Source organism: Geomonas anaerohicana (assembly GCF_016458305.1).
In the GTDB taxonomy this organism is placed as follows: domain Bacteria; phylum Desulfobacterota; class Desulfuromonadia; order Geobacterales; family Geobacteraceae; genus Geomonas; species Geomonas anaerohicana.
In genome coordinates, this window is the sequence record NZ_JAEMHL010000002.1 from 84556 (window position 1) to 106287 (window position 21732).

The 21732-nt window shown below is 62.1% G+C and carries 21 protein-coding genes; 18 read left to right on the forward strand and 3 right to left on the reverse strand.

The annotated features are described in order from the left end of the window. Positions 1-46: 46 nt before the first annotated feature. The gene (locus JFN91_RS03760) at positions 47-1813 is read right to left on the reverse strand and encodes a M3 family oligoendopeptidase (protein WP_199387876.1); all 1767 of its coding nucleotides are present in this window, start codon (positions 1811-1813) and stop codon (positions 47-49) included. 292 nt (positions 1814-2105) lie between these two features. Between JFN91_RS03760 and JFN91_RS03765 the strand changes: the two genes are divergently transcribed. Then, entirely contained in the window at positions 2106-2483 is a 378-nt protein-coding gene (locus JFN91_RS03765) for a helix-turn-helix domain-containing protein (protein ID WP_236014941.1), read from the forward strand. On the opposite strand, the gene yrfG is transcribed toward JFN91_RS03765, so the two are convergent. Together yrfG and thrC are read right to left on the reverse strand one after the other, a co-directional pair. Beyond that, the gene (gene yrfG, locus JFN91_RS03770; protein WP_199387878.1) at positions 2467-3180 is read right to left on the reverse strand and encodes a GMP/IMP nucleotidase; all 714 of its coding nucleotides are present in this window, start codon (positions 3178-3180) and stop codon (positions 2467-2469) included. The genes JFN91_RS03765 and yrfG overlap by 17 nt on opposite strands. A 68-nt stretch (positions 3181-3248) precedes the next feature. Next, positions 3249-4625 carry a threonine synthase gene (gene thrC, locus JFN91_RS03775; protein WP_199387879.1) on the reverse strand — a complete coding sequence of 459 codons (1377 nt, stop codon included), beginning with the start codon at positions 4623-4625 and terminating at the stop codon, positions 3249-3251. 404 nt (positions 4626-5029) lie between these two features. Here thrC and rimP point away from each other — a divergent pair, with 404 nt between their 5' ends. The 17 genes from rimP (at position 5030) to JFN91_RS03860 (ending at position 21721) form a co-directional block, all read left to right on the forward strand. Then, positions 5030-5509: a ribosome maturation factor RimP gene (gene rimP / locus JFN91_RS03780; protein ID WP_199387880.1), complete on the forward strand. Its 480-nt coding sequence runs from the start codon at positions 5030-5032 to the stop codon at positions 5507-5509. A gap of 42 nt (positions 5510-5551) precedes the next feature. Next, the gene (gene nusA / locus JFN91_RS03785; protein ID WP_199387881.1) at positions 5552-6703 is read left to right on the forward strand and encodes a transcription termination factor NusA; all 1152 of its coding nucleotides are present in this window, start codon (positions 5552-5554) and stop codon (positions 6701-6703) included. A gap of 1 nt (position 6704) precedes the next feature. After that, the gene (locus JFN91_RS03790; RefSeq protein ID WP_199387882.1) at positions 6705-7298 is read left to right on the forward strand and encodes a DUF448 domain-containing protein; all 594 of its coding nucleotides are present in this window, start codon (positions 6705-6707) and stop codon (positions 7296-7298) included. After that, complete coding sequence (gene infB / locus JFN91_RS03795) at positions 7299-10199, forward strand: translation initiation factor IF-2 (RefSeq protein WP_199387883.1); 2901 nt, start codon at positions 7299-7301, stop codon at positions 10197-10199. A 233-nt stretch (positions 10200-10432) separates the two neighbouring features. Next, a complete protein-coding gene (locus JFN91_RS03800) occupies positions 10433-10792 on the forward strand; it encodes a ribosome-binding factor A (RefSeq protein WP_199387884.1) in 360 nt (119 codons plus the stop codon). Continuing rightward, positions 10773-11741 (forward strand): DHH family phosphoesterase, encoded by a 969-nt coding sequence (locus tag JFN91_RS03805; RefSeq protein WP_199387885.1) that lies wholly within the window; start codon positions 10773-10775, stop codon positions 11739-11741. The genes JFN91_RS03800 and JFN91_RS03805 overlap by 20 nt, the downstream gene beginning before the upstream one ends. Positions 11742-11743: 2 nt before the next feature. Next, positions 11744-12628, forward strand: a complete 885-nt coding sequence (gene truB / locus JFN91_RS03810; protein ID WP_199388355.1) for a tRNA pseudouridine(55) synthase TruB — start codon at positions 11744-11746, stop codon at positions 12626-12628. A gap of 128 nt (positions 12629-12756) precedes the next feature. Further along, positions 12757-13023: a 30S ribosomal protein S15 gene (gene rpsO, locus JFN91_RS03815; protein ID WP_129127510.1), complete on the forward strand. Its 267-nt coding sequence runs from the start codon at positions 12757-12759 to the stop codon at positions 13021-13023. Between the two features lie 185 nt (positions 13024-13208). After that, positions 13209-15299, forward strand: coding sequence for a polyribonucleotide nucleotidyltransferase (gene pnp, locus JFN91_RS03820; RefSeq protein WP_199387886.1), 2091 nt, complete (start codon positions 13209-13211; stop codon positions 15297-15299). A gap of 53 nt (positions 15300-15352) precedes the next feature. Then, entirely contained in the window at positions 15353-16609 is a 1257-nt protein-coding gene (locus JFN91_RS03825) for a M16 family metallopeptidase (RefSeq protein ID WP_199387887.1), read from the forward strand. Further along, complete coding sequence (gene dut, locus JFN91_RS03830; RefSeq protein ID WP_199387888.1) at positions 16609-17049, forward strand: dUTP diphosphatase; 441 nt, start codon at positions 16609-16611, stop codon at positions 17047-17049. Before JFN91_RS03825 ends, dut begins: the two co-directional genes overlap by 1 nt. A 203-nt stretch (positions 17050-17252) precedes the next feature. After that, complete coding sequence (locus tag JFN91_RS03835; protein WP_199387889.1) at positions 17253-18356, forward strand: aminopeptidase; 1104 nt, start codon at positions 17253-17255, stop codon at positions 18354-18356. A gap of 2 nt (positions 18357-18358) precedes the next feature. Beyond that, positions 18359-18967 (forward strand): L-threonylcarbamoyladenylate synthase, encoded by a 609-nt coding sequence (locus JFN91_RS03840; RefSeq protein WP_199387890.1) that lies wholly within the window; start codon positions 18359-18361, stop codon positions 18965-18967. Between the two features lie 28 nt (positions 18968-18995). After that, entirely contained in the window at positions 18996-19349 is a 354-nt protein-coding gene (locus JFN91_RS03845) for a hypothetical protein (protein ID WP_199387891.1), read from the forward strand. 201 nt (positions 19350-19550) lie between these two features. Continuing rightward, complete coding sequence (queD, locus tag JFN91_RS03850; RefSeq protein WP_199387892.1) at positions 19551-19919, forward strand: 6-carboxytetrahydropterin synthase QueD; 369 nt, start codon at positions 19551-19553, stop codon at positions 19917-19919. Continuing rightward, a complete protein-coding gene (locus JFN91_RS03855) occupies positions 19912-20664 on the forward strand; it encodes a 7-carboxy-7-deazaguanine synthase QueE (RefSeq protein WP_199387893.1) in 753 nt (250 codons plus the stop codon). The genes queD and JFN91_RS03855 overlap by 8 nt, the downstream gene beginning before the upstream one ends. Before the next feature lie 142 nt (positions 20665-20806). Further along, positions 20807-21721, forward strand: a complete 915-nt coding sequence (locus JFN91_RS03860) for an AAA family ATPase (RefSeq protein ID WP_199388356.1) — start codon at positions 20807-20809, stop codon at positions 21719-21721. Positions 21722-21732: the final 11 nt, after the last annotated feature.

Here is a 21732-nt window from a genome sequence, read left to right on the forward strand (position 1 = left end):
CTTCCCCCACCCCCTGTCCCCCTCCCGCAAGGGGAGGGGGGAGAGGCTACAGCAGCGCCTTCAGTTCAGCGATGAGATCGGCCAGCAGGTCGTAGCCTCCCTGCCAGAAGCTCGGGTCGCTGAAGACGATGCCGGCGGGGGCGAGGGTGTCGCCGGGGGACTTGGAACCGCCGTCGGCGAGGATGTTGCGGTAGATGGGAACGAAACTCTCCCGCTCCTTCAGGTAGCGCTGGAACAGCGACAGCACCACCAGCTCGGCGCAGGTGTAGGAGTAGCAGTAGAAACGGGCGTGGATGAAGTGGGAGATGTAGCTCCACCCGTACCGGTAAGGCTCGATCATTTCCACGGCGTCGCCGTAGAGCTTGGCGTTCTCCTGCCACCACAGGTCGGCCAGCTCGTTGGCGGTCAGAAGCCCGTTCACGCGTTCCAGGTGCATGCGCTCCTCGAACCTGGTCAGCACGTTCTGACGGAAGGTGGTGGCGATGATGTCCTCGATCTTGGCGCACAAGAGCGACTTCTTCACCTCGACATCGGTCTCCCGCTCCAGGAGCTGGCGGGTCAACAGCATCTCCCCGAACACCGATGCGGTCTCCGCCAGCGGCAGCGGCGGGTGGTAGTTCAGCATGGTCTGGCGCTGGGCGAGCTGGTAGTGGATGCCGTGACCGACCTCGTGGGCGATGGTGGCCACGTCGCGCAGGTTACCGGTGAAGTTCAAAAGGAGATACGGGGGAAGCGACGGGGTCATCCCCATGCAGAAGGCGCCCCCGCTTTTACCCGGACGCGGCAGCACGTCCACCCGCCGCTCGGTGAAGAAGGAGTCGGCCAGTTGGGCGAACTCCTCGGAGAAGCCCCGGTAGGCCTCGACCGTCATGGCGCGCGCCTCTTCGAAGCTGTACTTGCGGTCGCTTTCGGTGAGCGGCGCGTACACGTCAGTGTTCTTCAGCTTGGGGATGCCGAGCAGCTTGGCCTTGAGACGGAAGTATTCCTGGGCCAGCGGGTAGTTCTTTTCGGAAACCTGCATCAGGCTTTCCACCACCTCGTTGGGGATCTCGTTACCCAGGTTGGTGGGCTCCATCGGGTGGCTGTAGTTTCTAAGCTCCATCTCCTGGGAATGATCCAGTGCGACGTTGTTGAACACCGCCGAGTAGAGGATGCTGTGCTCCTCGTGCTTTTTGAGAAAGGTGCCGAAGGCGCGCTCCCTCAGTTCCGCATCGGGGTGGTGCAGCAGCGCCAGCAGCTCCTCTCCGGTCATCTCCCGGCTCTCGCCGTCCATCTCCAGCGTGTAGCGCAGCGAGGCGGAGACCTCGTCGAAGAGGCGGCAAAAGGCCTGCACGCCGGTGAGGCTTTTCTGGGTGAGCAGGCTCTCCTCGCGCTCGGACAGCGTGTGCTTCTTGAACTTGCGCAGCACCGCCAGGAAGTGCTGGTAGTTCGCGAGCAGTGGATCCTGCAGCAGCCGCTGGAAGGGCTCATCCTCCGTCTGGATGATCTCGAGATCGAAGAAGAGCAGTTCGCGTCCCATGGCGTTGCCGAACTCCTGGGCCTTCTGGGAGAGGCGTTTGTGCAGGTCGCTTTCGCTGTCGGCGGCGAAAAGCAGGTGGGCATAGAGCTGCGGCACGGTCAGCTCTTCCTGGACTTTCTCGTAGCGTTGCAGTGCCTCGAGCAGTTCTTCGGCGGACAGGGTGGTGACCTTGCCGCGGTAGCGCTCCCTGAATCCGGCAACATGTGCCGTGGCGTCTTCGAAGGCTTGGGTCAGTTCCGGAGCGGAAGGGGACGGGTAAAGTGGTGTGGTATCCCAGTTGAGATCGCTGCTCATTGTTCCTCCTGGCAGTCGTGGATTATTCAATGATTTCGAATGAATGGAACCGATAGTAATGCATGGGGTGCATGGTGTCAAGGAAGGGTGGAGGGATAAGTCGGCAGGTTTGGTCCTGCCTGGGGTTCACGTTTCCTTGACAAGCAGGAGGGGTGCGATAGAACTAGCCAATGTTAAAAAAATATAATTATGTAAAGGGTTAGCCGCCGACTGTTCTTCCGGGATGGGAGCGGATGCCTCCGCTTCCGCAAGTGGTTCCTCTGTCAACCGCTAGCAGGCGAGGATGGACGTCATGAAAAAGCGTCAGGTAGCTAAAGATGCGGCTTGCCGGCCCCCTTCCGGGGACGGCAACGAGGCCCACCCCGCCGGGTGGATGGGTGCTCAATGCGTGGTATTGCAGCGGCTGTTCTCCGGCCGCAACGACCTGGCCCTGTCAGGGGGGCAGCTCGCACCGGGCGGCGAGACCGCCTGCGGCATGGCGGGGGTCGCCTCGGGGCAGATGACGCTCAGGGAAGCCCGGGACAGGGTGGAGCGGTACATGGTGCACGATGCCATTGAGGCGTCGGGGGGGAACATGAGCAAGGCGGCCGAGGTGCTCGGCGTCAGCCGTCCCGCCCTCTATGACCTCGCCAAGAAGTACGGGCTGTGCCGGATCAAACCCCGCGAGTAGCGGCGAGCTCCGCGCACATGCCGCCGTCGCGTGGGATCAGTTCACTGAAGTAATGAATGGAGTGGAAACTTTCCGAATGGACCGGCGTCGTTGTCGAGCTGAAGCGTCCGACGTGGATCAGGTAGCGGATGCCGAAGCGGCGCGCGGTCTCCAGGTTGGTCTCGCTGTCCTCTCCCAGCATGGTCCGTTCCGGATCGTACGGTACCTTCTGCTGCAACTTCTCCCAGAAAAGTGGATCTTCCTTAGGCAGCCCCAGGTCGTGGGCTGAAATAATCCCGTCGAAGTAGCTCCCGATCCTGGTCAGGCGCAGTTTGATGTTGAGGGTTTTACTGTGGGCGTTGGTGACCAGGTAGATCTTCTTGCCGTGCTGGCGCAGGAAGAGGAGGAACTCGATCACGAAGGGGTGCACCGCGATCAGGTGGTTTACCTCCTCCTTGAGCACGGGGATGTCGAGGCCGAGCTGCGCCGACCAGTAATCGAGGTCGGTCCAGTTGAGGGTCTGCTCCTGGGAGCGGAACATGCGGTGCAGTTTCTCCTGCGCGGCGTGCTCGCTGATGCCGTTTTTCTCGGCGTAGCGCTTGGGGACGTGCTCGAGCCAGAAGTGGTCGTCGAAGTGCCGGTCCAGCAGGGTGCCGTCCATGTCGAGGTGGACGGTGTCGATGAGGTTCCAGTCTACTTTCAAGGAGGGGAGGGGCATTGAAAGGGGTCTCTTGTTGGGTCGGACCTGTCCGACTAGTCTGACAGGTCCGACGTCTGACGGTGTGACTAAGCCTTGGCCTTGACGAAGGCCTTTACCAGCTCCTTGTCAGCAGCCATGATCTCGCAGCGGGTTTCCTTACCCTGAAGGGCGGCCAACTGGGGCGGCAGCGGTGCGGGGGTGCCGATGGCGCGCTCGACCGCTTCGCCGAACTTGGCGGGGTGGGCGGTGGCCAGGCAGACCACGGCGGGGTGCCCTTTGACGCACTCCAGGGCGCCGCGCACGCCGACCGCGGTGTGCGGGTCGAGCACGTAGCCGGTTTCCTTGTTGAAGGAGGCGATGGTCTCCAGGGTCATCGCTTCGTTGACGGTGCAGCTTAAGAACTCGCTCTGCACGCGCTGCACCTCTTCGGCGCTGAAGACCATCTTCCCGGTTTGCTGCAGTTCGGCAAAGGCGCTTCTAACCCGCTCGGCGCTCTCGTTGAAGAGGTAGTACAGGTAGCGCTCCAGATTGGAGGCGAGCTGGATGTCCATGGACGGCGACACTGTCTGCACCACCTGGCCCAGCGAGTAGTCGCCGCTTTGAACGAAGCGGGCGAGGATGTTGTTCTCGTTGGTGGCCAAGAGCAGTTTCTCCACCGGCAGGCCCATGCGTTTGGCCAGGTATCCGGCGAAGATGTCGCCGAAGTTGCCGGTCGGCACGGAGAAGACCACCTTGCCCTGCTCGGGGAGTCTGCCCCAGGCGTAGAAGTAGTAGACCACCTGCGCCAGCACGCGGGCCCAGTTGATCGAGTTGACCGCGCCCAGCGCGTATTCCTTCTTGAACTCCAGGTCGTTGAACAGCGTCTTGACGATGTTCTGGCAGTCGTCGAAGGTCCCTTCCACGGCGATGTTGTGCACGTTGGCGTCGAGCACGCTGGTCATCTGCAGCGCCTGGATGGGCGAGGTCTTCAGGTGCGGGTGCAGTATGAAGATGTTGATGTTTTCCTTGCCGCGCACGCCGGCGATGGCGGCGCTGCCGGTGTCGCCGGAGGTGGCGCCCAGGATGTTCATCTTCTCGCCACGCTCTTTCAGGAGGTACTCGAACAGGTTGCCGAGCAGCTGCAGCGCCACGTCCTTGAAGGCGAGGGTGGGGCCGTGGAAGAGTTCCAAGATGTAGACGCCGTCCTTTTTCACCAGCGGCGTGGTTTCCTGGTGCTCGAAGCTGCCGTAAGAGCGGTCGATGAGCGCCTTCAGGTCGGCCGCCGGGATGTCGGTGGCGAACAGGGAGATGATGTTGAAGGCGAGTTCGCGGTAGGGGAGCTTGGCCCAGGCGGCGAGGGTTTCAGGTGCGATCTGCGGGATGCTCTCCGGCAGGATCAGGCCGCCGTCGGTGGCAAGTCCCATCATCACTGCTTCCTTGAACCCGATCGGTGCGATGTTTCCCCTGGTGCTTATGTATTTCATGTCAGTTCTCTTTCCTGGTGTCGTTTTTTGTGTGGTTGCGGCAACGCCAATATATAGCAGTTAATACTGCAAAAGTGAAGAGATTGCTTGGAACCGCCCTGTTGTCTTTTGAGGACGAAAGGTCCACTGGCAGGAGCAAAGGCAGTGCGTGTAGGAGAAATTGCAGGGAAGTATTAAATTTTCGCAATGTCATGCCAGAAGCAGGGCGATTTCGGCTCGCCGCGACAAAGAAAAATGCGCAGAAGAATCAGTCTAAAAACAAGCGCGAAAGCTAGAAAAACAGCTTACTTTCGCAAAAAAAGCGCTTGCATAAAGAAGCCTTCCATGCTACATAATGGGTCACATGTTAATGTTCACTCAAAAGTGAGCTCCTCCGGCTCGCTTTTTTTTATGGGAAAACGCAGATGGCAAAGGTTGATGTAGTAGAAAGAGTCACAGAGATTGTCGCCGAAGTCGGCGGGCCTCTCGGGATCGACCTGGTGGACCTGGAGTATAAGCGAGAAGGGCGCGACATGGTGCTGCGGGTCTTCCTGGAAAAGGAAGGCGGCATCACCCTCGACGACTGTGCCGACGTGAGCAGGCAGCTTTCCGACATTCTCGACGTTGAAGACTTCATGCCGGACCACTACAACCTGGAGGTTTCCTCCCCGGGTATCTGCCGTCCGCTTAAGAAGCTCGCCGACTACGAGCGCTTCCAGGGGCACCTGGTCAAGGTGAAAACGTTCGACACGCTCACCGACGACGCCGGGAACAAACGCAAGACCTTCACCGGGAAACTGCTCGGGGTTCAGGACGGGATGATCAGCATCGATCTCACCGAGGGACAGCACGCCTCGATCCCGCTGGACAAGGTGGCCAAGGCCAACCTCGAATTCGAATTCTAAAATTTACTTTGCACTTATCAGCAAGCAGAAGGAGACCGTGACGTGGAAACGAGCTTTAACCTCAAGCACACGATCGACCAGATCGTTAAAGAGAAGGGTATTGATAAAGGGATTGTGGTAGAGGCGCTGGAGCAGGCAGTTCTCACCGCCGCCAACAAGAAATTTCGCAATACCCGCGATCTGGAGGCACACTACAACCCCGAGATCGGCGAGGTTGAGCTGTTCGAGTTCGTTACGGTCGTAGAAGAGGTTCAGGATTCCTACCGCGAGATCGAGTTGGACGAGGCGCGCGAAGAGGACCCGGAGGTCGAGATCGGCGACTCCATCGGTATGAAGATGGACGCCTCCGGCTTCTCCAGGATCGCCGCTCAGACCGCCAAGCAGGTGATCATCCAGCGCGTGCGCGAGGCGGAGCGCGAGACCATCTTCAACGAGTTCCAGGAGCGCCAGGGCGAGATCGTCAATGGCGTGGTGCGCCGTTTCGAGAAGGGCGACCTGATCGTCGACCTGGGCCGCGCCGAGGCTCTCTTGCCGCACAAGGAGCAGGCCCCGCGCGAGGTCTACCGTCAGGGCGACCGCGTCAAGGCTCTCATCACCGAGATCCGCATGACCACCAAAGGTCCCCAGATCATGCTTTCCCGTACCCATCCCACCATGCTGGCCAAGCTGTTCGAGGCCGAGGTGCCGGAGATCGCGGAAGGCATCGTCGAGATCAAGAGCGTCGTGCGCGAGCCGGGCGGGCGCGCCAAGATCGCCGTCTACTCGCATGACGGCGACGTCGACCCGGTCGGCGCCTGCGTCGGCATGCGCGGCTCCCGCGTCCAGAACGTGGTATCCGAACTGCGCGGCGAGAAGATCGACATCATCCCCTGGAGCGAGGACATCGCCCGCTTCGCCTGCAACGCCTTGGCCCCGGCCGTGGTTACCAAGGTGTACGTGGACGAAGAGGATTACGCCATGGAAGTCATCGTGGCGGACGACCAGCTCTCGCTGGCCATCGGCAAGCGCGGCCAGAACGTGCGCCTGGCGGCCAAGCTGACCGGCTGGAAGATCGACATCAAGAGCGAGACCCGCATGGCCGAGGCCGAACTGCAGCAGTTTGCCTCCTACGACGGCACCGAGTCTGAAGAAGAGCCCGCCGAGCCGGTAGAGGCAGCCGAGCCGGCAGCGGTAGAGGTAACCGAAGAGGACTAGTATGCCCAAGGCCACACCCCAGAGAAGCTGCCTCGCCTGCCGGGAGACGAAGGACAAGGGCGATCTGCTTCGCTTCGTGCTGGCCCCGGACCGCACCCTGGTCCCCGACCTGCTGAACAAGCTCCCCGGGCGCGGGGCGTACACATGCATGAAGGCCTCCTGTCTCAGGCAGGCTGCCCAGAAAAAGCAGTTCTCCCGCGGCTTCAAGGGAGAGGTGCTGGGCGCCGACTCCGAGGGACTGGTGCAGCAGGTGCTGCACAAGCTCGAAGAGCGCATCGCCTCCTACATCAGCCTGGCCAACAAGGCCGGCAAGGTGGTGTCGGGCTCGGACCAGGTCCAGGATAAGTTGAAAAAAGGGGGCGCCGGCCTTTTGTTCGTCGCCACCGACATCTCGCCGGACATCGGCGAAAAATTCAGGGGGCTGGCGCAGCTCAAGCAGGTCCCCTGCATCTCCCTGTTCACCAAGGACCGCCTTGGGGAACTACTGGGAAAGGAACTCAGAAGCGTCCTGGTTGTTATGGAAAGCGGCTTCGTGGGATCGATTGGATTGGAAATGGAAAAGTACAGGAACTTCTTTGAGGAGGAGCGTGAGTAGATGAGCAAAACCCGCGTATATGAGCTGGCGCAGCAGATGGGGATCGACAATAAGGAGCTTATGGCAAGGTTGGCCGAGGCAGGCGTTCAGGTCAAGAACCATATGGCTGTCCTTGAGGATTCGGATATCAAGGCGGTATCCGCCCCTGCGCAGACCCCCCACAAAGAAGTGTCCCAGGAAGAAGTGAGGGTGAAACCGACCCTGATCCGTCGTCGCGCCAAGGCGGTCGAGCCGGAAGCCCAGGCAGCAGAGGCAGCGCCGGCAGCACCGGCCGAGCCGGAGAAGGTCGAGGCCGCGCAGCCCGCGCCGGTCGAGAAGCCCGCCCCGGTGGAGGAGGCTCCCAAGCGTCCGGAACCGGTCCGCGCCAGGATCATCGAGGCCGCTCCCGCACCCAAGCCGGTGGCGAAGCCCGAGGCTCCGGCCCCCCAGGCCGCGCCCGTGAAGGAAGAGAAGCCCGTGGTGGCCGAGAAGCCCGCCCCGGCGGCACCGGTTGCCGCGGAGAAGCCCGCAGTCGAGGCCCCCAAGGCAGAAGCCGCTCCCGCAGCGCCGGCCTCCGCGCCGGAGGCAGCCAAGCCGGTCGAGCAGCCGGCAGTCGAGGCAGCTCCCGCCAAGGCACCGGAGGCCGCAGCCGCCAAGGTTGAGCCCGAGCCGGACAAGCCGACCGCGACCCGCGCCAGGATCCTCGGCCGCGTCGAGATCCCGATTCCGACCCAGCGTCCGGCCGAGCGCCGCGAGTACCAGCGTCCCGCGCAGGGCGAGCGTCCGGCACCGCGTCCGGGCATGCCGCGCGGCGTCGAGCGCCCCGGCACCGAGCGTCCGGCACCCCGTCCGGGTGCAGGCCGTCCCGGCGAGCGCCCCACCGGTCCGCGTCCGGACCGTCCGGCACCGCTGGCCCCGGTCGAGCCGCCGCCGATGATGGACGACCGCGGCAGGAAAGGGCGCAAGCCCGCTCCGGCAGGCGGCACCGACTTCGGCAAGAACGCCAAGAAAGGTGGAGCTGCTGCCGGCAAAGGTAAGAAAGACAGCTTCAAGGACATGCTCGACAAGCGTGAGCGGGTCTTCGAGCCCGGTCCGCGCAAGGGGAAGAAGGGCAAGTACGTCGAGAAGGTCCAGGTCGGCAAGAAGACCGAGATCACGGTGCCCAAGGCCATCAAGAGGATCATCAAGATCAGCGAGTCCATCACCGTGGGCGAACTGGCCAAGCGCATGGGTATCAAGGCTACCGACCTGATCCGCGCCCTCATGAAGCTGGGTGTCATGGCGACCATCAACCACCCGCTGGACTTCGACACCGCGACCCTCCTGGCCACCGATTTCGGCTACGAGATCGAGAACGTGGCGCTGGACGTGGACGAGATCCTCGAAGCCGAGCCCGATGCGCCGGAATCCCTGATCAAGCGTCCGCCGGTCGTCACCATCATGGGTCACGTCGACCATGGTAAGACGTCGCTGCTCGACGCCATCCGCCAGGCCAACGTCATTGCCGGCGAGGCAGGCGGCATCACCCAGCACATCGGCGCCTACGACGTGGAGCTCAAGGGGCAGAAGATCACCTTCCTCGACACCCCGGGCCACGAGGCCTTTACCGCGATGCGTGCCAGGGGCGCCAAGGTGACCGACATCGTCATCCTGGTGGTTGCGGCCGACGACGGCGTCATGCCGCAGACCCGCGAGGCGGTCAACCACTCCAAGGCTGCCGGCGTTCCGATCATCGTTGCCATCAACAAGATCGACAAGCCGGAGGCCAACCCGAGCAAGGTGAAGCAGGAGCTGATGGAATTCGGCCTGGTTTCCGAGGAGTGGGGCGGCGAGACCATCTTCGTCGAGGTTTCCGCTAAGAAGCATCTGAACCTGGAGTCCCTTCTCGAGATGGTTCTGCTGCAGGCCGACGTCCTCGAGCTGAAGGCCAACCCGGACAAGACCGCACGCGGTACCGTGGTCGAGGCCAAGCTGGACAAGGGGCGCGGCCCGGTCGCGACCGTCCTGGTCCAGGAAGGTACGTTGAAGGCAGGCGACTACTTCGTGGCCGGCATCCACTTCGGCCGCGTGCGCGCCATGCAAAACGACCGCGGCGAGAAGGTCACCGCCGCCGGCCCGGCCATGCCGGTCGAGGTCATCGGCTTCAACGGCGTGCCCGACGCGGGTGACATCTTCGTGGCCATGACCGACGAGAAGCAGGCCAAGGAGATCGCAAACCACCGCCAGATGAAGCTGCGCGAGTCCGAACTGGCCAAGCACAGCAAGCTCTCCCTGGAGCAGCTCTACGAGAAGATCCAGAAGGGCGAGGTCAAGGACCTCAACACCATCGTCAAGGGCGACGTGCAGGGTTCCGTCGAGGCCGTGGCCGAGTCCCTCAGGAAACTCACCACCGACGCCATCCGTCTCAACGTGCTGCACGCCTCCGTCGGCGCCATCACCGAGACCGACGTCAACCTGGCCAGTGCCTCCAACGCCATCATCCTGGGCTTCAACGTCCGCCCCGAAGTCAAGGCGGCGGCGCTCGCCGAGAAGGAAGGGGTCGACGTCAGGCTGTACAACATCATCTACGACGCGGTGGACGACATCAAGAAGGCCATGGAAGGCCTCCTGGAGCCGACCTTCAAGGAGAAGTACCTGGGCCGCGCCGAGATCAGGGAAGTCTTCTCGGTGCCCAAGGCCGGCATGGTTGCCGGTTCCTACGTCACCGACGGCAAGATCATCAGGAACGCTCAGGTCCGCCTGCTGCGCGACAACGTGGTGGTCTTCGAAGGGAAGCTCGGCAGCCTGCGCCGCTTCAAGGACGACGTCAAGGAAGTGGCCACCGGCTACGAGTGCGGTATGTCGCTGGAGAACTACAACGACCTCAAAATCGGCGACATCTTCGAGTGCTTCGAGATGGAGAAGGTTGCCACCAAGCTGTAACAGTCAAGCAAACGGGGAGAGCGGCGTCCCGCGTCCGGCATCCCGGCGGCGGAGGCCGCTCTCCCCTTATCGTTTTCGCCTCTGCTCCTCCCCCTGGAGGGGGGAGGCCGGGAGGGGGGCTGCAGTTGCCACGGAACTTTCCCCTCCCTGACCCTCCCCCTCCGGGGGCGGTGACCTGGCAACATACCCCGTGCTTTTAATAAGAGCCGGGACACACACAAGAGAGAAAGATCATGGTTAAACGTTCCGACAAGGTTGCCGAAGAGATCCACAAGATCATCTCGGAACTCCTGATAAAGGGTCTCAAGGACCCCCGCATTGGTTTCCTGACCATCACCGGTGTCAAGGTCACTCCCGATCTGAGACAGGCCACCGTCTACTTCACGGTGCACGGCGACGACGCCGCCAAGAAGAACAGCGAGGCGGGTCTCAACTCCGCCAAGGGCTACATCCGTAAAGAGATCGGCCAGGCCCTCAAGTTGCGTTTCACCCCCGAGGTGATGTTCAAGTACGACACCTCGTTAGATTACGGCCAGCATATCGAATCGATTCTGAAGGAGATTGGGGCTACGGATGACGGCGACGACAGCTGAGATTAAGCGGATAGTTGCGGAGATCGAGCAGGCACACAGCTTTCTTATCACCAGCCACGAGAGCCCCGACCCCGATGCGGTCGGCTCCTCCCTGGCTTTGGCCAATTACCTCACCGCGCGCGGCAAGGACGTCACCGTCTACCTGAGCGACCCGGTTCCGGACAACTGCTCCTTCCTTCCCATGGCGGAGCAGGTCTACGGCGAGATGCCCGACCGCGACTTCGACGTCTGCTTCGTGCTGGACGTGGGGGAGTTCCGGCGCGCCGGCAAGGCGGTCACCGAGAACAAGAGGGTGGGCCGCTTCATCAACATCGACCATCACCTGGGGTGCGAGAACTTCGGCGTCTGCAACCTGATCGATCCCAAGGCGAGCGCCACCGCGGCCCTCATCTACCGGGTCATCCGGGCCGCCGGTGACGAGGTGGATTATCCCACTGCGCTCTGCATCTACACCGCCATCCTGTCTGACACCGGCAGCTTCCACTACTCCAACTCCGACCCCGAGTCCTTCGCCATCGCCGGCGAGATGATCGGCAAAGGGGTGAACGCCTGGAGCGTCAACGAGAACCTCTACGAGAGCGAGCCGCTGCAGAGGATCGCGCTCCTCGCGCTGGCGCTGTCCGACCTGACCGTCTCCCCGTCCGGCGAGTACGCCTCGGTCACCGTGACCCTGGACATGTACCAGAAGACCGGCGCCACCGCCCAGGATACCGACCGCTTCATCAACTACCCCCGCTCCATCAAGGGGGTGCAGGTGGCGCTCTTCTTCCGCCAGGTCGATGAGGGTACCTTCAAGGTCGGCTTCAGGAGCAAGGGGAAGGTCGACGTCTCTGCCGTCTCCGCCTCCTTCGGCGGCGGCGGGCACCACAACGCCGCCGGCTGCATGGTGCGCGGCACGCTCGCCGAGGTCAAGGCGCAGGTCTTCGACCGACTGGAGCAGATGCGCTGATGCTGAACGGCTTTTTCGTGATCGACAAACCGGCCGGTGTCACCTCGCATGACATCGTGTCCAAGGTTCGTCGCGCCATCAATCAGAAGAAGGTAGGGCACACCGGGACCCTGGATCCCTTTGCCACCGGCGTGTTGCCGGTCGCGGTGGGGGAGGGGACCAAGGCGATCCAGTTCCTGGACGAGTCGGAGAAGGAGTACCGGGCCGTGCTGCGGTTGGGCATCGCCACCGACACCCAGGACCTGACCGGAGCGGTAATCTCCGAGCGGGAGTGGTCGCACCTGACGGCCGAGGACCTGGAACGACTGGTGCCGCAGTTTCTCGGGCTCCAGAAGCAGCTGCCTCCCATGTTTTCCGCCATCAAGCAGGGCGGGGTGCCGCTGTACAAGCTGGCCAGGAAAGGGATCGAGGTGGAGCGCGAGGAGCGCGAGGTGGAGATACACTCGCTCACCTTCGAATGGATCCGTCTTCCCGAAGCCTGCTTCACCGTGCGCTGCTCGCGCGGCACCTACGTCAGGACGCTCGCCTGCGACATCGGCGAGGCGCTCGGCTGCGGCGCCCATCTCTTGGAGTTGCGGCGCACGAGGAGCGGGCTCTTCCGCGAGGCCGACGCCATCAGCATAGAGGCGCTGGCCGAGGCCGCCGACCAGGAGGCGCTGCTCATGCCGCTGGACCGGGCGCTCGACCACCTGAAGGCGCTGGCGCTCACCGAAGCGGGTGGCAAGAAGGTCTTGAACGGCGTGGTGCCCAAGCCTCATGATTTCGTTGAACCTCCCGGCGTTTTTTCACAGGGGGAGCAGGTGCGACTCTATCTGGGGGAACGCTTTGCGGCAGTAGCGGAGTACGACAAGCTCAAAGGACTGCGGCTGGCACGCGTATTCAATTAGTATTCCTTCTTTACACGTACTTGCTTTTGTGATAAGAGTTAAAGGTCTTGATCTAAACCGCGGGAGCAATCTCAGCGGGCAGGCATAAATAAGCAAAATAACTAGGAAGCGGAAGGGGGTGTAACCACATGCTGCAAACGGAAAAGAAGCAGGAAATCATCACAGCTCATAAGCTGCACGATTCCGACACGGGTTCGCCGGAAGTGCAGATTGCAATTCTTTCGGAGCGTATCACTTATCTGACTGAGCACTTCAAGACTCACAAGAAGGATCATCACAGCCGTCGCGGTCTGCTGAAGATCGTCGGTCAGAGAAGGGGTCTGCTTGACTACCTGAAGAAGAAAGACGTCGAAAGGTACAAAGCGATCATCGCTAAACTCGGCATCAGAAGGTAAGAAAAGGCAGTATACCTCCCCGGGTATATTGCCTTTCCTCTTTTTCATCATGTAAGGGCCTCGTGCCCTTTTTCTTGTTGGGGGCGTGGATAAAACTGCCCTGCGGCGCACAGTTACGCCCGCATGGCGCTTTTCTCGGCGGCCCCAACACCAACCGAAACACATCCTAAATGGAGGCCGTAACAATGGTACACACTGTCCAAGCAGAGTGCTGTGGCAAAACTATCACTATCGAAACAGGCAAGATCGCCAAGCAGGCAAGCGGCGCGGTCATGATCAAAAGCGGCGACACCATGGTGCTCGTCACCGCCGTCGCCATGAAATCCGCCAAGGAAGGGCAGGGCTTCTTCCCGCTGACCGTCAACTACCAGGAGAAAGCCTACGCAGGCGGCCGCATCCCCGGCTCCTTCTTCAAGCGCGAAGGCCGTCCCTCCGACAACGAAACCCTCACCTCCCGTCTCATCGACCGCCCGATCCGTCCGCTGTTCCCGGAAGGGTTCCTGAACGACACCCAGGTCATGGCTACCGTCATGTCGGCTGACAAGGACCACGATCCCGGCATCCTGGCCATGATCGGCGCTTCCGCGGCCCTCATGGTCTCCGACGTGCCCTTCGCCGGCCCGATCGCAGGCGTGAAAGTGGCGCGCGTGGACGGCCAGTTCATCGCCAACCCGACCGCCGAGCAGGAAGAGAAGAGCGACATGGAGATCGTGATCGCCGCTTCCAAGGATGCCATCCTGATGGTAGAAGGGAGCGCCTCCGAAGTCTCCGAGGACGACCTCCTCGAAGCGATCTTCTTCGGCAAGGAAGCCGTCCAGGGCATCCTGGCCGCACAGGAAGAGCTGGTTGCCAAAGTGCAGCCGGTCAAGCGCGACATCCCGGCCCCGGTGGTGAACACCGAGCTGAAGGCACGGGTTGACGCTCTCGCCAAGGAAGAGATGAAAGCGGCGGTACGCATCAAGGCCAAGGGCGAGCGCCACGACGCCATCGACGCCATCACCGAGAAGACCGTGGCGGCTCTGGCAGGTGAGTTCGAAGGCTCCGAGAAAGAGGTCAAGGCATTCATCGAGGAACTCGAGTACGACCTGGTGCGCGAGCATATCATCAAGGACGGCTCCAGGATCGACGGCCGCGACACCAAGACCATCCGTACCATCAGCACCGAAGTAGGTTTCCTGCCGCGCGCGCACGGTTCTGCCCTGTTCACCCGCGGCGAGACCCAGTCCATCGTGGCTGCCACCCTGGGCACCTCGGTCGACGAGCAGCGCATCGATTCGCTCTACGGCGATTCCAGGAAGAAATTCCTGCTGCACTACAACTTCCCGCCGTACTCCGTCGGCGAGACCAGCTTCCGCCTCGCTCCGGGCCGCCGCGAAATCGGCCACGGCATGCTGGCCGAGCGCGCCCTGCAGCAGGTGCTGCCGAAGCACGACGACTTCCCCTACACCATCCGCATCGTCTCCGACATCACCGAGAGCAACGGCTCCTCCTCGATGGCGACCGTCTGCGGCGGCTCGCTGTCCATGATGGACGCCGGTATCCCGATCAAGGCACCGGTTGCCGGCATCGCCATGGGCCTCATCAAGGAAGGTGACGATTACGCCATCCTCTCCGACATCCTGGGCGACGAAGACCACCTGGGCGACATGGACTTCAAAGTGGCCGGTACCGCCGACGGCGTCACCGCGCTGCAGATGGACATCAAGATCGGCGGCGTGACCCGCGAGATCATGGGTGCCGCCCTGGCTCAGGCCAAAGCAGGCCGCGTGCACATCCTGGGCGAGATGGCCAAGTCGTTGTCCACCGCCCGCGGCGACCTCTCCGCCTTCGCTCCGCGCATCACCACCATCTGGGTCAAAGTCGACAAGATCCGCGACGTCATCGGTTCCGGCGGCAAGAACATCCGCAGCGTCACCGAGGCGACCGGCGTCGCCATCGACATCGAGGATACCGGCAAGATCAACATCGCTTCCAACAACAAGGAAGCCTGCGATCTGGCCATCAAGATGATCCGCAACCTCACCGCAGAGGCCGAAGAAGGCAAGCTCTACATGGGCACCGTCAAGAAGATCATGGAGTTCGGCGCATTCGTCGAGATCTTCCCGGGCACCGACGGCCTGGTGCACGTTTCCGAGCTCGACACCGAGCGCGTGAAGAACGTGAGCGACATCCTGAAAGAAGGCGACAAGGTGCTGGTGAAGTGCATCGGTATCGACAAGCAGGGCAAGATCAAGCTGTCCCGCAAAGAGGCCCTGGGCCAGACCTTCACCGAATAATTTCTCTCATGTGAAAACTGGCAATTCATGGGTTTCCCGGTATAGTTCTAGCCATGATTAAAAAGACCACCCTAAATAACGGAATCCGCGTCATCACCGAGCGGATTCCGTATGCCAGCTCGGTTTCCATCGGAATTTGGGTCGCCAACGGCTCCCGCCATGAACGGCGGGAGTCGAATGGCGTCGCCCATTTCATCGAACACCTCCTCTTTAAAGGCACCGCACGTCGTTCTTCATTGGATATTGCCCGCGAAATCGACTCCGTGGGCGGCGTCCTGAACGCCTTCACCAGCCGCGAGTACGTCTGCTACTACGCCAAGGTGCTGGACAAGTTCCTCCCCCGTGCGGTCGACCTGTTGACCGACATCTTCCTCCATTCCACCTTCGACAGCGAAGAGATCGAAAAGGAACGCCGCGTGGTGCTCCAGGAGATCAACATGATGGAGGACACCCCGGACGACCTGATCCACGACCTGTTCCACCAGCATTTCTGGAAGGGGCACCCGTTGGGGATGTCGATCCTGGGCGACGCCGAGAGCGTCACCGGTCTCTCCCGCGACGCGATCATCGCCTATAAGGACCAGATGTACCGCGCCGACGACATCATCGTCACCGCCGCCGGCAACGTCACCCACGAAAAGCTCACCGCCCTTCTGGAGGAGTTCCTGCAGGGGGTGGAACCGGGGCACGGCAGGAGCGAATCCGCTCCTCCGGTCTACGAGCGCCGCATCGAGCTGGTCGAGAAGGACCTGGAGCAGATCCATGTCTGCCTGGGGCTCAAGGGGGTGCAGCAGAGCCACCCGCAGCGCTACGACGCCTTCATCATGAACGCCATCCTGGGCGGCTCCATGAGTTCGCGCCTGTTCCAGGAGGTGCGCGAGAAGAGCGGCCTGGCCTACTCGGTCTACTCCTACATCGCTTCCCACGCCGACGCCGGTTCCCTGGTCGTCTACGCCGGGGCCAGCCCGGAAAACGCCAAGGAACTCCTCGAGATCATGCTGCGCGAGATCGGGCGCTTCAAGAAGGAACCCGTCCCGGCCGAACAGCTCGAGGCGGCCCGTGAGCAACTGAAGGGGAACCTGCTCCTGTCGCTCGAATCCAGCGACAACAGGATGTCCCGCCTGGCCAAGAACGAGATCTACTTCGGCACCCCGCTGCCGCTCTCCGAGATCATGGAAGGGTTCGACCACGTGACCTCCGACAGCATCCTTGAACTCGCCAACGAGATCCTGGACAACGACGCGCTGACCCTGGTCATGCTGGGCCGGATCGGCACGCCCGCCTTTAAGAACTCCGACATCAACGTCTGATGAAAACGATCCCGATACGGATAAAGCGCCTGCGGTCAACTCCTCTTCCCTGCTACATGACCGAGCAGGCGGCCGGTGTCGACCTGCATGCCGCGCTCGAGGAAGATTTCGTGCTTCATCCCGGCGAGCGGGCCCTGGTCCCGACCGGGCTTGCCGTGGAGATCCCTACCGGCTTCGAGGCGCAGGTGCGCCCCAGGAGCGGGCTGGCGCTCAGGCACGGCATCGCGCTGGTCAACTCCCCCGGCACCATCGACGCCGACTACCGCGGCGAGATCGGCGTCATCGTGATCAACCACGGCAACGAGCCTTTCGCCATCAAGAACGGCGAGCGCATCGCCCAGATGGTCTTCGCCCGCTGCGAGCGCGCTGAGTTCATCGAGGTGGACGAGTTGGGCGAGACCGAGCGCGGCGCCGGCGGGTTCGGGCACACCGGCAGGTAAAGGCGAGATTAAGACAAAGATTGAGATTAAGAATGACACCCGGTCCACGCTCCTCCCCCCGGAGGGGGGAGGTCGGGAGGGGGGATGCTCCTAAACCCCAAGATCAGAAGCCCCCTCCCTGTCCCTCCCCCTCCGGGGGCGGGGACGTCATGGCAACTGAAGCGGCGGTACCCACACCGAAATTTCCAGAAGGGGGCACGCATATGAAAGATCCTCGCGTCAGACAATTCGCCGAAGTCCTGGTCAACTACTCGGCCCGCGTGCAGCCGGGCGACGTGGTGCTCATCTCCTGCGCCGGCCTGGAAGGGGCGCCGCTGGTGAAGGAACTCTACGCCCTCTGCCTGGAAAAGGGCGCCAAGTACGTCGAGTACGAGTTCAGCATCCCGGACATCGGCCGCTACTTCTACAATCTCGCCAATCCCGATCAGCTTTCTTTCTTCCCGCAGCACAAGCTTGACTTCATGAAACAGGTCGACGTCTACTTCGGCCTCTCCGCCGCGGACAACTCCATGGTGATGGCCCAGGCCAACCAGAAGAGCATGATTGCCTGGTCCAAGGTGGTGCGCCCCATCATCGACCAGCGCGTCAAGGGGACCCGCTGGGTGGTGACCCGTTACCCGACCCACGGGGCCGCGCAGGAAGCGCGCATGAGCCTGGACGAGTACGAGGATTACCTCTTCGCCGCCTGCTGCATGGACTGGGAGGAGGAGTCGAAGAAGCAGGACGCGCTGAAAGCATGCGTCGACGCCGCCGACCGTGTGCGCATCAAGGCCTCGGACACGGACCTCTCCTTCAGCATCAAGGGGCTCCCCGGCATCAAGTGCGACGGGCGTCTGAACATCCCGGACGGCGAGGTCTTCACTGCGCCGGTGCGCGACTCGGTGGAGGGGTACATCACCTACAACTGCCCGACCGTGTACCAGGGGAAGGAATTCAACAACATCCGCCTCGAGTTCGAGAAGGGGCGCATCGTCAAGGCGACCTCGCCCGGTATGGATGCCGACCTGAACCGCATCCTCGACACCGACGAGGGGGCACGCTACGTGGGTGAGTTCGCCATCGGCGTGAACCCGAAGATTCGGGTGCCCATGCGCAACATCCTCTTCGACGAGAAGATCTTCGGCTCCATCCACTTCACCCCCGGCCAGGCCTACGACGAGTGCGACAACGGCAACCGCTCCGCGGTGCACTGGGACATGGTCAAGATCCTGGCCGGCGACGGCGAGTTGTGGTTCGACGACATCCTGATCCAGAAGGACGGCCGCTTCGTGCACGGGCCGCTTCTGGGGCTCAACCCCGGTGACTAGCCATGCTGCTTGAGATCAATCCCGACAATCCGCAACCGCGCCTGATCGCCAAGGTGGTCGACATCCTGAAAAACGGCGGCGTGGTGGCCTATCCCACCGATACCACCTATGGCATCGGCTGCTCCATCTTCAGCAAGAAGGGGATCGAGCGGATCTATCAGATCAAGCAGCGCGACCGCAAGAAGCCGTTCTCCTTCATCTGCACCGACATGTCCGAGATCGCCCGCTACGCGCGGGTCTCGAACTACGCCTTCAAACAGCTGCGCCGCCTGCTCCCCGGGCCGTACACCTTCGTCCTGGAGGCGGCCACCGTGGTACCGGACCTGTTGCAGACCAAGCAGAAGACCGTCGGTATCCGTATCCCCGACAACAGGATCTGCCTCGCCATCGTCAAGGAACTGGGGGCGCCCATCGTCACCACCAGCGCCAACCTCTCCGGTGAGGACCCGATCGGCAACCCTTGGGCGGTCGAACATGAACTGGGCAAACAGCTGGACCTGGTCGTCGACGGCGGCGATCTCTCCGCCGATGTCAGTTCGGTCATCAGCCTGATCGGCGACCGTCCCGAGGTGCTCAGAAAGGGCGTCGGGGACGTGAGCTGGTGCGAATAAGGGCCATCCCCGCCCGAGGTTATCAACCATGCGTAAAACCACCGTGCGTCGCGGCATCAGATCCATCTGCGCCGGCATCATCGCCCTGATCGTCGCCACGTTCTTCCATGGCGACATCTCGGCGCTGCTCAGGCTAGGCATGGCGGGCGACGCACGCATTACCTTCCTGGGCTTCTTCCTGGCCGGCATGCTGGGGGGCTTCGGCGTGCTGTTAGCCGCCCTGGGACTGTTGCAGAACGGGCAGGGGGAGCCGCGGGTGCGCCTCTTCCCGAGCTTCGTGGTACTGTTCTCGCTGGTCGTCCTCTTCTTCGTCCTCACCTACACCTGGATCACCTCCCCCTCCGTGCCGGTGCTCGCACCGGGAGAAAGCATCAATATCTAAAAGCAGGCTGAGATAAAGATTAAGATTGAGAAAAGGCCGGTGACTATCCTTGCCACAATCTCGACCTCGCCCATCTTCTTTGTTTCTCCTCAATCTTTATCTAAATCTTAATCTGAATCTGAATCCGGCTTTTGCCCTTAACCTCGGCCTCCTTTTCATGATATATTGACCGGACTCAAAATAATGAAAAGGGAGGGTGGCATGTTTCGTCTCACCATTCACACTGCGTTTGCCGCGGCCCACAATCTGATCAACTACCAGGGCGACTGCGAAAACCTGCACGGCCACAACTGGAAGGTGGAAGTTTCCATCACCACCAACGAGCTGGACAAGGCCGGCCTGGGCATCGACTTCAAGATCCTCAAGCGGGAGACCAACGATCTTTTGAAGACGCTGGACCACAAGTACCTCAACGAACTGGCTCCTTTCGCCGACGTTTCCCCGTCCTCGGAGAACATCGCCCGCTACCTGTACCAGGAGCTGACCAAGATCTTCGGCTCGGACAAGGTCAAGGTGGACATGGTCACGGTCTGGGAATCGGACTTCGCGGCGGCGAGCTACTATGAGTAAACTGCAGGCGCCCCTGGTCGAATGTTTCTCCTCCATCCAGGGGGAGGGGGTGCTGGTCGGGCTGCGCCAGGTGTTCCTGCGCTTTTCCGGCTGCAACCTGGACTGCAAGTTCTGCGACACCCCCGGCATGAGCGCGGTTCCGGAGGAATGCCTGCTGGAGCTGACCCCGGGGCGGCGCGACTTCTTCAAGGTGCCCAACCCGGTCCCCCTTGAGCGCGTAGCGACGCTGATCGAAAGCTGGACCGCAGCCTGGCCGGGGATCCACCACTCCATCAGCGTTACCGGTGGCGAACCGCTCCTCTTCGGGACGCTGCTCGAGGAGTGGCTGCCGGTGCTGAAGAAGCTCCTTCCCATCTACCTGGAGACCAACGGCACGCTCCCCGAGGCGCTGGCGCCGCTCATCCCGCACCTGGACTCGATCGGCATGGACATCAAGCTTCCGTCCTCGACCGGTTGCCCTGAGCTGTGGGACCAGCACCACGCCTTCCTGGAGCTGGCGGCCATGAAGGATGTCTTCGTGAAGATCGTGGTGGGCCAGGAGACCGAGGACTGGGAGATCCAGCGTTCCTGCGCCATGATTGCCTCGGTAGACCCGGGCATCCCGCTCATACTGCAGCCGGTGACCCGCCCTGACGGCAGCATCGGCATCGATTCGCTGAGGAGCCTGGAACTACAGGAACTGTGCTCGTCGCTCCGGGAGGTGCGGGTCATCCCGCAGACCCACAAGTTCATGGGGCAGCTATAGTTCTGCTCGGGAACAACTAACCTAGTGCAGGGCGCCTTTTCGGGGGCGCCCTTTCCTTTTTCCGGGGCGGCCGTTATAATGAGTGGCTGCGGCATCGCCCAGGGAGGTTTTCCACGTGCAGAAACTAGCCAAGGTAGACGAGATGAACGCGGTACTGGAGGAACTCTCCAGCCGGCACTTGAAGGGAAAGGTGAGGGCCCTGCGCCTGAGCCTGATGGCCCTCCTGACCGGCGGGCACATCCTCCTGGAGGACATCCCGGGACTGGGGAAGACTACCATGGCGCTCGCCTTCGCCAGTGCTCTCGGTCTCTCTTTTGGACGGGTCCAGTGCACCAGCGACCTGCTCCCCTCCGACATCACCGGCCTCTCCGTCTTCGACCGGACCGAGGGGCGCTTCAACTTCATCCGGGGCCCCATCTTCAACAACATCGTCCTGATCGACGAGATCAACCGCGCCATGCCCAAGACCCAGAGCGCGCTCCTGGAGGCGATGGAGGAGCGGCGGGTCACCGTCGAGGGGGTGACCTACCAGCTCCCTGAGCCGTTCCTGGTGCTGGCGACCCAGAACCCGGTAGAGCAGGTGGGGACCTACCCGCTGCCCGAGTCGCAGATGGACCGCTTCCTGATCCGCACCGGCATCGGTTATCCCCCCGAGGAGATCGAGAAGGGGATCCTGAGGCAGGGGAGCATCCGCGACGAGATCATGCACATTCCCGCCCTGGTGCGCACCGACGACCTGGTCAGCGCCATCGCCGCCGTCAAGGAGGTCTACGTCGGCGAGAAGGTGACCGACTACGTCTACGCCATCATCAGGGCGACCCGGAACCACCCGTTGATCCAGGCCGGCCTCTCGACCCGCGGCGGCATCGGCATGGTCGACGCCGCCAAGGCGGCGGCCTACCTGCACGGCCGCGACTTTGTGGCGCCCGAGGACGTCAGGGACGTGGTCCACGCCGTCTGCCCGCACCGACTCATCTTCCGCCCGGAGCACGAAGGGGTGGACAAGGAGCACGTATTAAACGCGATCTTAAAGGAGATACCTCTCCCTCTCACATAAAGCTCACCAAG

What these genes read in the sequence shown, in the direction of transcription:
- JFN91_RS03805 (WP_199387885.1), top strand. Translation starts at nt 10,773, where the DNA reads ATGACGGCGACGACAGCTGAGATTAAGCGGATAGTTGCGGAGATCGAG.
- JFN91_RS03825 (WP_199387887.1), top strand. Translation starts at nt 15,353, where the DNA reads ATGATTAAAAAGACCACCCTAAATAACGGAATCCGCGTCATCACCGAG.
- yrfG (WP_199387878.1), bottom strand. Translation starts at nt 3,180, where the DNA reads ATGCCCCTCCCCTCCTTGAAAGTAGACTGGAACCTCATCGACACCGTC.
- rpsO (WP_129127510.1), top strand. Translation starts at nt 12,757, where the DNA reads ATGCTGCAAACGGAAAAGAAGCAGGAAATCATCACAGCTCATAAGCTG.
- queD (WP_199387892.1), top strand. Translation starts at nt 19,551, where the DNA reads ATGTTTCGTCTCACCATTCACACTGCGTTTGCCGCGGCCCACAATCTG.
- dut (WP_199387888.1), top strand. Translation starts at nt 16,609, where the DNA reads ATGAAAACGATCCCGATACGGATAAAGCGCCTGCGGTCAACTCCTCTT.
- JFN91_RS03845 (WP_199387891.1), top strand. Translation starts at nt 18,996, where the DNA reads ATGCGTAAAACCACCGTGCGTCGCGGCATCAGATCCATCTGCGCCGGC.
- JFN91_RS03855 (WP_199387893.1), top strand. Translation starts at nt 19,912, where the DNA reads ATGAGTAAACTGCAGGCGCCCCTGGTCGAATGTTTCTCCTCCATCCAG.
- thrC (WP_199387879.1), bottom strand. Translation starts at nt 4,625, where the DNA reads ATGAAATACATAAGCACCAGGGGAAACATCGCACCGATCGGGTTCAAG.
- pnp (WP_199387886.1), top strand. Translation starts at nt 13,209, where the DNA reads ATGGTACACACTGTCCAAGCAGAGTGCTGTGGCAAAACTATCACTATC.
- JFN91_RS03840 (WP_199387890.1), top strand. Translation starts at nt 18,359, where the DNA reads ATGCTGCTTGAGATCAATCCCGACAATCCGCAACCGCGCCTGATCGCC.
- rimP (WP_199387880.1), top strand. Translation starts at nt 5,030, where the DNA reads ATGGCAAAGGTTGATGTAGTAGAAAGAGTCACAGAGATTGTCGCCGAA.
- JFN91_RS03800 (WP_199387884.1), top strand. Translation starts at nt 10,433, where the DNA reads ATGGTTAAACGTTCCGACAAGGTTGCCGAAGAGATCCACAAGATCATC.
- JFN91_RS03860 (WP_199388356.1), top strand. Translation starts at nt 20,807, where the DNA reads ATGAACGCGGTACTGGAGGAACTCTCCAGCCGGCACTTGAAGGGAAAG.
- JFN91_RS03835 (WP_199387889.1), top strand. Translation starts at nt 17,253, where the DNA reads ATGAAAGATCCTCGCGTCAGACAATTCGCCGAAGTCCTGGTCAACTAC.
- JFN91_RS03790 (WP_199387882.1), top strand. Translation starts at nt 6,705, where the DNA reads ATGCCCAAGGCCACACCCCAGAGAAGCTGCCTCGCCTGCCGGGAGACG.
- JFN91_RS03760 (WP_199387876.1), bottom strand. Translation starts at nt 1,813, where the DNA reads ATGAGCAGCGATCTCAACTGGGATACCACACCACTTTACCCGTCCCCT.
- JFN91_RS03765 (WP_236014941.1), top strand. Translation starts at nt 2,106, where the DNA reads ATGAAAAAGCGTCAGGTAGCTAAAGATGCGGCTTGCCGGCCCCCTTCC.
- infB (WP_199387883.1), top strand. Translation starts at nt 7,299, where the DNA reads ATGAGCAAAACCCGCGTATATGAGCTGGCGCAGCAGATGGGGATCGAC.